The following is an 8,986-nucleotide window of genomic DNA, read 5'->3' on the forward strand; positions in this document are numbered from 1 at the left end:
AGTAAGCGGGTAATTAAATGACTATATTATAAAATCATATATAATGTGAGAAAAGGACATCCATGTAAATGGATGTCCTTTTTATCTTAATTGATCTTAAAGCCAAGATTAGAGTTAATCGTTGAGTAAAAGTTAAATGTCCTTTTGTTAAAAACGACTTGTTCCTTTTTGGAAATGTACAGTTTTTGATAATCATTATACCGTACGAATACTTCATAGCTTGATGAGTTCAGCTGATTGAGTGACTCTAAATCAAATTTAGCTGTCGCCCGTCCGCTTTCATTGACCTCCAAGGGGAAAATATACTCCTGCGTTATATTTTTACGGTCTCTAAGGACGATATGTTGTACCTCATGTACATAATCACCATATATATCGAGTGTTAATGTATAACTATCTTGAATGAAAGATCCGCTATGGAAGATCGCCAGCATTGGTACACGGATATGTTTGTTTTTCTCACTTGAAAGTGGGCCACTCATATATGGTAAATTATTGAGAATCACATAATTTTTTATCTTTTCTTTTTTGTCCCATTTATATAATTTCTTTATATCATCATAATGGCCCTTAAGGAAAAGATCATAGGCAACCTTATTGATCGGATGGAAAAAGGATTCTGATATATCATAGTTCAAATCTTTGGTTGTATCGATGACCTCCTGGAATTTATTAAAGTATTCTTCATTATTTTCGCTTTTTAAGAAATGATATCGATTGAATAACCTTGTAATTGAATCAAATTCATAAAGCCTGTTTAAGATCATTTTTTCCTTCTCTGTATCCAGCTTTTTACTCTTTACATATTTGATCACTTTAATATTAGTATCCATTTTTTCCATGACATCAGTCTGTTTTGTTAAAGAAGCGTCATTGTCATCCAATCGGTTTAAATAATAGATGACTTGGGTTGTTGTAGAAATCGACTTACAATGTATAAGTACGTCAATAAAGAACTGCTTGTCCTCTGCAAATTTCATCTCAGGGTACTCAATATTATATTCTTTAAGCAATTTGAGCTTCATCATCCTTGCCCTTGGACCCAAGTGGTGAAAAATATGTGGAATGGAGAAAGGAGATACATTTCTCCTTTCTAAGCATGATTCATATTCGCCGACTATTTTCTTGCCCTTTGATCCCACTTCTATTGTTTTTCCGACTATATAATCATCATTGCTGCGCTTTATTATGGAATATAACGATTTCAAACCTTCCTTATCCAACCAATCATCGGCATCCAAAAAAGTTATATAATCGGATTTTGCCAACTTTATCCCAAGGTTGCGAGGCTGGGCTGGTGTCCCCGTATTATTTTTTAAAAAAACAACAATGATATTTTTATATGCTTCGGCGTATTCCAGCAAAATTTCACGGGAAGAATCAGTAGATCCGTCGTCGACGAGTATATATTCGATATTTTTAAAACCAATAGTTTGATTAATGACTGAATCTATGGTTTTTCTTAAAAACTTTTCTGCATTATATACGGGAGAAACAACTGTTACTTTACTTTTTTTAAAGATAGAGCTTTTATTTTTTATATAATATCCTTCTTCGTTATAAGTAATATTATTTTCAATTTCAAAGGATATTCTCTTATCCAATTGATCAGACATGTAGTTCACTCCATTTATTTTATAAGTTAAAAGATAGGGAAAATGACAGATTGAAATGATGAATCAAGGTGCTATAATAATTGTACTACTAATTCGATATTGATTTACAATATTTTCAAAAATAAATTTATTAGTTAGTCATTTGCTGTCGATTTTTTAGAACCTTATAATTAATAACATCTAGATTCAATCTGCTCCTGTTAGTAGTGGAGTTTCTTGTTTACCTAACTCTTCCGGAATTATAACAAATTTTAATTCGCATAATGAAAGAATTTTACTTCCTGATTAACGAAAACACATATGGAAATGAATCCTAAAAAAAATAAAAAAGGATGTACTCCCGTTTGTGATACCACTACTTATCAGTATTCGGCTTGTTTCTATCTGCCCTTCTAATCTGCTCTACCCCTTCGTGTCACCTGGACGAACAAATCTTAGAGCTTCCTCTAATCCTTTTCTTTTTTCTATTGCTACACATATTTTCAGTTAGTCCTTATTCAGAACCTTAAGCTTTTAATACGTCTATTTACAAGCCTGAATTCTGAAAATCAGTGGATACACTAGCATAACACACTTTCGTGGGCGACTCCTTATTTCTAATACTCTTCCAGAATAAATAATTGAAACATAACCATCATTTTCAAGGATTTAATGAGCATAGTTTTATTAACTTAATTAATGAACTTAAATAGCATCAGCTTTAGCAAGCTTGGTGGGATGAATTGTGTAAGAAATAAGGAAATACATAACGATGTTCTTTATTAAGAATGATAATTCCTACAGTCAATTGATAAATTCCTTACACGATTAGCATCCACTGTGTAAACGCGCCAAACGGAAAAGTAAGTCTAGAAAGAGTAATACAGCTTGGCTTAAAATTCAGGTTCAACAGGTCGAAAAACACGACATGGATAATCAGTGTAAGATTAAAGGCCAAAAGAGACATGTGCAGGCCGCTACCCGAGTCGGAAAGATCAGTCTCGGGTAGCGGCCTGAGTGGCAAGTTACGGGGGATAATTCCAATTTTCCCAGACCATTAACTCATTATCATCCGAGATGGGCAGGATGCATTTTAGCAGGTTTCTTATAGAAGATACCATATCGTATTTCGATATGCCTTTTTCAATTAACTCCGTTCACCCATAAACCAAATCATCATCCTTCCCTGCCGAACCTATCCTCATTATTTTTTGCCAATGGAATAAATGAATGGTTCAAAATAGAACGCTAAAACTAAATTATGTCTTGGGAAATAATTTTGGGAAATGGGGAATTGCCCCGGAGGTGAATTATGGCTGTGATATTAGGTTTACAGGAGCTGCAAAGGGAAAGGCAATTGAAGTTCGAACGCAGGCTGCTCAGGGAACTTTCCATTGAGGATATGAAGGGAAGGATTCAGCGTTACTTCGGACAGGATTTGATGGATGTTTTGGAGGAAGGCTATTTCGATGTTGCCATCGAGGCTTATTTATTAGGAGCGAACTATAGTAAGTTTGGCTATTATGGTGAGTCGGAAGAAGATGTAAGGTCCAGGTGCTGGAAGGAAGAGAAGTTTTTGGTCGATACTCTTTTTAACTTCATTTTGTATTGGCGGGAAGTTACAGCGAATAACGCTTTCGATGAAGGTTTGTTTTATTGCTGTGAAGGATTTGTGGGGGATTGGTGGCTGGACGGCTTTAAGACTGGTGAAAAACGATATAAAATGAAACTGCATTAGGAAGGTAAATTCCCATTCCTTGTTCTAATTCCATGGTTTGTCCCATACTTTTTAGTAGAGAGATCATGGAAGGGGAACGGTCATGCGCAGAAAGCTAAAATATACAGGAATCGCAATGGGATTGTTTGTCCTTTTTTTAATTGTGACTTTTAAATTTGTTGAAGATGATTCTTGGGACTCCTGGAACCTTCCGTTGGCAGGTAAGGTCATCATTCTGGATGCAGGTCACGGAGGAATGGACGGCGGGGCAAATGTACAAGAGATTATGGAAAAGGAAATTGCCCTTTCCGTTTCATTAAAGGTCAGGGACTATTTACAGGAACAAGGTGCCCTTGTCATCATGACCCGTGAGAAGGATGAGGATTTGGCACAGGGAAATACAAAGGGGATTCGCCAGCGAAAACAGGAGGACTTACGGAATCGGGTTAAAATGATCAATGATTCGGAAGCGGACTTATTCTTAAGCATTCATTTGAACTCTTTTCCATCAGCGTCATCGAAAGGTGCCCAGACCTTTTATACAAGCAGATTTGAGGAAAATGAACAGGTGGCAAAATTCATTCAGACTGAAATCATTAGAAACCTTGAAAATACAAAGCGTGATGCAAAAACGATTAATAATGTGTATTTGATGAATTATGCTAAGAAGCCAGGAGCGCTTGTGGAAATTGGCTTTCTTTCCAATTCTGAGGAAAGGGAACGCCTTATCAGTGATAAGTATCAAGAAAAGGTTGCCAGTTCGATTTATATGGGGATTTTACGGTACTTTACAGAGGAAAAGCTATCGGATGAAGAGTGATGTCTGGGTCTTGTAAGGTACAAGGCCTTTTTATTATGGGAAAATAATCTGGATTCGCATGCAAGGTAGATAATAAGTTTTCTTTCCGTAATATGTTATACTGAAAAATGGGAAAATAAAATTCAAAGGGGTGCTCGGCTTGTTAACAGAAGAGAAAGTACTGAATTTATTAAAGGATCTTAAAGACCCTTTTCTACATAAAAACCTTGAAGAGACAAATGGAATTATAGAAATCAAAATAAAACCTGAAAAGAATCATGTAAGCGTTAAACTTGCGATTGCGAAAACGGGGACTGCCGAACAAATGCAAATGCAATCGGAAGTTGTGGACTTGCTGAAAACGAACGGAGCGGAATCGGTAGGCATCCGTTTCACGGAGCTTTCAGAAGAGGAATTAGCCAAGCATCGTGAAAGCATTCCTCAGGGTGAAGCGGACCAAGGCTTGCTTGGACCTAACAGCAAGACACAATTCATCGCGATCGCCAGCGGTAAAGGCGGAGTGGGAAAATCTACGATTTCAGTGAATTTTGCCACTTCACTTGCTCGTTTAGGTAAAAAGGTCGGACTGGTTGATGCCGATATTTATGGATTCAGCGTACCTGATATGATGGGGATAACAAAAAGACCGGTTGTTCGCGGGGAGAAAATCATTCCTGTAGAACGGTTTGGCGTTCAAGTTATCTCAATGGGCTTTTTTGTAGAGGATAACGCGCCGATCATATGGAGAGGGCCGATGCTGGGGAAAATGCTCAATAGTTTCTTTAATGAAGTGGAATGGGGAGATTTGGACTATTTGGTCCTTGACTTACCGCCGGGTACAGGCGATGTTGCTTTGGACGTTCATACGATGCTCCCATCATGTAAAGAAATCATCGTTACGACACCGCATCCGACTGCAGCCTTCGTTGCTGCAAGAGCTGGTGCCATGGCCATCAAGACAGAACACGAAGTGATTGGTGTCATAGAGAACATGTCATTCTTCGAAAGTAAAACGACGGGTGAAAAAGAATATGTCTTCGGAAAAGGCGGCGGAGGGAAGCTTGCAGAAGAGCTTCGTACAGAAGTTTTAGGTCAACTTCCCCTGCAACAGCCGGATTGGAATGAAGAGGACTTTGCTCCATCCATTTACGCCGCGGACCATAGGCTCGGCAGGATTTACGAAGATATTGCTAAAAAGGTCATTGAAAAACTACAATAATAAAGAAGGCTGATTCCGATTGGGAATCAGCCTTCTTTCATTCTTTTTACTTTTTCTCCTTCTCGGCCGCTTTAGTGGCTGCTTTATCCAATTTCTCTTGCATTTTAGCTTGGACGAGAGGACTCTCCATGGTTTCGATGATCAGCTCTTTATAGACCGACCGCATCTCCTTGGTTTTTAATAACTTATTCATTTCTTTTTCCATATCCGGTTCTTTCATTATTTCCATGAGCATTCCACGATACTGAGGATCAGCAGTTAAGTCCTTCAATACCTTTTTATGTTCGTCTTCTAAGGCTTTAGCATATGCGGAAGCGAATTCGGGATCATTGAATGTCTTTTTCCAAAATTCCTTCCCTTTATCTGAAGTGACCATATCTTCAATGGATTTCTTAATGTCATCCGAATCCATAATAAGTTCAGCTTTCGTTTTATCATCAGTAATGATATCCTGGATGGCTTTTTTTCCATCATCTGTCTTCAAGATATCGACGACCATTTTCTTTGTCTCTTCATATTCCATTTTTTCTGCGCCTGCTCCATTTTGAGCACAACCGGAACAAACGAGTAAGAATGACGTGAAAAGCAAAGCAACTCCCACTCTCATACGCAGGGCCCCTTTCATCCTTCTTACTGTTAATATGGTTCCAATCGGCGATATTATTCCTTGGTGGAATAAGTGGATTTTTCCAAATTTGGTTGGTACAATTAAGGAAATGAAATAGAAATGTATGGAGGAAAACAATGAACAGCCGTAACTTAGTTAAATTGTTTTTAACAACATTGCTTATAGGTGGTGTAACGGGCGGAGTGGTAGGTTTCTTGGCCCGGTGGAGTGAATTTAAGCCGTATTTCTCTTCTTTTGATGTCAGTGCCATCCTATCAACTTTTATTTGGTTATTCGGTGTTGGATTAATTTTCAGTGTCATAAGCCAAGCCGGCTTTTTTGCCTATTTAACGATACATCGTTTTGGTCTGGGAATATTTAAAAGCGCTTCCTTATGGAATGCCGTTCAACTTGTACTCATTCTTTTTGTTGTTTTCGATCTTGTTTACCTGCGATATCTTAGCTTTGGTTCAGGCGAGGGAATCAGCTCCTACATCGTGTTAGCATTGGTTGTATTGGCCTCAGGGCTTGTTACAGCTTATTTCAAAATGAAACAAACGAATAAACAGTCGTTCATACCGGCCTTGTTTTTCATGGTCGTATTCACGGTTTTGGAGTGGATACCTGTCCTGAGTGCCAATGATGAAAGCTGGCTTTACTTCATGCTGTTTCCGTTGCTAGTCTGCAATGCTTATCAACTATTGGTCCTTAGTAAATTGATTGAAATTTCACAAAAGGAATTGGCCAGTAAAAGAGGGATGAAGCAACCTCCTGCAAAGGGAAAGATGAAAGCCGGTCAATTAGGTAAAGGCAGCTAACCTGTAGGTCAGCCGGGCCATACATAATGATGTCAAAACAAAAAAACTGCGTACTAAAGGTTCAATGAGACCATTAGTACGCAGTTTTTTCTGTCAGCGGACTTCCTCACTGCTTGCCGAGGAATTGGAAATCATCTCTGAAACGTTAACGAAGTTTAAATTTTTTGATCGAAGTTCACTTATTAACTCCGGTAAAGCCTTATTGGTTTGTTTTGCTGAGTCTGAAGCATGTAATAAGATGATATCACCCTTTTGAGCCTTGGTGATGTTCTGTACAATCCGATCCACACCCGGATTGGTCCAATCCTTTGAATCGATGCTCCAATGGACAACGGTATATCCGAATTTCTCGCTGATCTTTAAGAGGCGTTTATCAAAGTGACCGGTGGGAGCGCGTAAAAGTTCTATATTCTTTATATTAAGTTTTTTAAATGCTTCCTGGGCTTTAGAAATATCCCGGATGATTTCCTGATCTTCCATTTCGGAATAATCCTTATAATCGTAACCAAGGATGCCGATTTCATATCCTTCTTTCACTATTTCCGCTACTATGTCCGGATGACGTTCAGCCCAGGATCCCGAGAGGAAAAATGTGGCGGATTTAATCTTTTCCCTTTTTAATGTCTCTATTATCGGAGCGGCTTTCTCATCACCCCAGCCGATATTGAACGTGATCGCAACATTCTTTTCCCCTTTATAAACCGCTTTCGGCCCATTTTCTGTAGAAAAAACGGGGGCATGAAGAATGTTTTGTACAAAAAGGAACCAAGCGGTAAAAAGTGCCGTAAGTAATATTAACGAATAATATTTGATCTTCTTGGCTTGAAGCACCATGAAAAATTTCATTAATCCATCCCCTTGTCCAAAGTACTCTTGTCTTCAAATTTATGCGCAAGGATTTTTGTTATGCAAAAAAATCAGTTTAAAATTCATAAAAATGCTTGCGATGGGGAATGCTGTCTGGTGGAGGTGTGAACCATGCTCGGTTTATTGATTAATGACAAGGAAAAGATGGAATTGGAGTACCTTTTAAAAAGAGAGATGGATGAAATACTATTCGATCTGCAGGATGACAGAATCGATCACTTAGTCAAAAGGGCAATAAATGAGAAATATAACATCCTTTTCAGACTGTTTAAAAGGGTGAGCACCGAGGAGGAATGCCTAATGTATATGAGGGGAAAAAAGAATTTGACCAAGTGGAATCAGTCATGAGATTCAAAAGTGAATTATATTAAAAAAATCTATTGACTATTGATTTATACGCTGGTATATTATAAAAGTTGCTGCAACGTAAAAGCTTTTGAAAAAGAATGAAAAAACTTTTTTGAAAAAAGTTATTGACGAAGTAGTAATAAGGTGTTAAGATATTAAAGTCGCTAAGAGATGCGGCAAAAAAATTGCTCTTTGAAAACTGAACAAAACAAAGCGCCAACGTTAAATTTTAAGTGAGCACACACTATTAAAAAAGCAAATGAGCAAGTCAAACATTTCTTCGGAGAGTTTGATCCTGGCTCAGGACGAACGCTGGCGGCGTGCCTAATACATGCAAGTCGAGCGAATCGACGGGAGCTTGCTCCCTGAGATTAGCGGCGGACGGGTGAGTAACACGTGGGCAACCTGCCTATAAGACTGGGATAACTTCGGGAAACCGGAGCTAATACCGGATACGTTCTTTTCTCGCATGAGAGAAGATGGAAAGACGGTTTACGCTGTCACTTATAGATGGGCCCGCGGCGCATTAGCTAGTTGGTGAGGTAATGGCTCACCAAGGCGACGATGCGTAGCCGACCTGAGAGGGTGATCGGCCACACTGGGACTGAGACACGGCCCAGACTCCTACGGGAGGCAGCAGTAGGGAATCTTCCGCAATGGACGAAAGTCTGACGGAGCAACGCCGCGTGAACGAAGAAGGCCTTCGGGTCGTAAAGTTCTGTTGTTAGGGAAGAACAAGTACCAGAGTAACTGCTGGTACCTTGACGGTACCTAACCAGAAAGCCACGGCTAACTACGTGCCAGCAGCCGCGGTAATACGTAGGTGGCAAGCGTTGTCCGGAATTATTGGGCGTAAAGCGCGCGCAGGTGGTTCCTTAAGTCTGATGTGAAAGCCCACGGCTCAACCGTGGAGGGTCATTGGAAACTGGGGAACTTGAGTGCAGAAGAGGAAAGTGGAATTCCAAGTGTAGCGGTGAAATGCGTAGAGATTTGGAGGAACACCAGTGGCGAAGGCG

General features: G+C 39.3%; 8 protein-coding genes and 1 rRNA gene (1 of these 9 cut by a window edge). 6 read left to right on the forward strand and 3 right to left on the reverse strand.

Going from position 1 to position 8,986, the window contains the following annotated elements; genetic code table 11:
- Positions 1 to 86: 86 nt before the first annotated feature.
- Positions 87 to 1,616: a glycosyltransferase family 2 protein gene (locus ABOA58_RS00895; RefSeq protein WP_350300877.1), complete on the reverse strand. Its 1,530-nt coding sequence runs from the start codon at positions 1,614 to 1,616 to the stop codon at positions 87 to 89.
- A 1,291-nt stretch (positions 1,617 to 2,907) separates the two neighbouring features.
- Here ABOA58_RS00895 and ABOA58_RS00900 point away from each other — a divergent pair.
- The 3 genes from ABOA58_RS00900 (at position 2,908) to ABOA58_RS00910 (ending at position 5,330) form a co-directional block, all read left to right on the forward strand.
- Positions 2,908 to 3,333 (forward strand): DUF2521 family protein, encoded by a 426-nt coding sequence (locus ABOA58_RS00900; RefSeq protein WP_350300878.1) that lies wholly within the window; start codon positions 2,908 to 2,910, stop codon positions 3,331 to 3,333.
- Between the two features lie 82 nt (positions 3,334 to 3,415).
- Complete coding sequence (gene cwlD / locus ABOA58_RS00905; RefSeq protein WP_350300879.1) at positions 3,416 to 4,132, forward strand: N-acetylmuramoyl-L-alanine amidase CwlD; 717 nt, start codon at positions 3,416 to 3,418, stop codon at positions 4,130 to 4,132.
- Positions 4,133 to 4,271: 139 nt separating this feature from the next.
- Positions 4,272 to 5,330, forward strand: a complete 1,059-nt coding sequence (locus ABOA58_RS00910; RefSeq protein ID WP_350300880.1) for an Mrp/NBP35 family ATP-binding protein — start codon at positions 4,272 to 4,274, stop codon at positions 5,328 to 5,330.
- 46 nt (positions 5,331 to 5,376) lie between these two features.
- Here ABOA58_RS00910 and gerD read toward each other — a convergent pair whose 3' ends face one another.
- Positions 5,377 to 5,937, reverse strand: a complete 561-nt coding sequence (gene gerD / locus ABOA58_RS00915) for a spore germination lipoprotein GerD (RefSeq protein WP_101225885.1) — start codon at positions 5,935 to 5,937, stop codon at positions 5,377 to 5,379.
- A gap of 137 nt (positions 5,938 to 6,074) precedes the next feature.
- Between gerD and ABOA58_RS00920 the strand changes: the two genes are divergently transcribed.
- Positions 6,075 to 6,755, forward strand: coding sequence for a KinB-signaling pathway activation protein (locus tag ABOA58_RS00920; protein ID WP_350300881.1), 681 nt, complete (start codon positions 6,075 to 6,077; stop codon positions 6,753 to 6,755).
- Between the two features lie 93 nt (positions 6,756 to 6,848).
- Here ABOA58_RS00920 and pdaB read toward each other — a convergent pair whose 3' ends face one another.
- Positions 6,849 to 7,601 carry a polysaccharide deacetylase family sporulation protein PdaB gene (gene pdaB / locus ABOA58_RS00925; RefSeq protein WP_350300882.1) on the reverse strand — a complete coding sequence of 251 codons (753 nt, stop codon included), beginning with the start codon at positions 7,599 to 7,601 and terminating at the stop codon, positions 6,849 to 6,851.
- Between the two features lie 132 nt (positions 7,602 to 7,733).
- Between pdaB and ABOA58_RS00930 the strand changes: the two genes are divergently transcribed.
- On the forward strand, positions 7,734 to 7,970 hold the full coding sequence (locus tag ABOA58_RS00930) for a hypothetical protein (protein ID WP_350300883.1): 237 nt from the start codon (positions 7,734 to 7,736) through the stop codon (positions 7,968 to 7,970).
- Positions 7,971 to 8,247: 277 nt separating this feature from the next.
- Positions 8,248 to 8,986 (forward strand): 16S ribosomal RNA (locus ABOA58_RS00935); it runs 812 nt beyond the window's last position.

Source organism: Peribacillus frigoritolerans (assembly GCF_040250305.1).
Taxonomy (GTDB): domain Bacteria; phylum Bacillota; class Bacilli; order Bacillales; family DSM-1321; genus Peribacillus.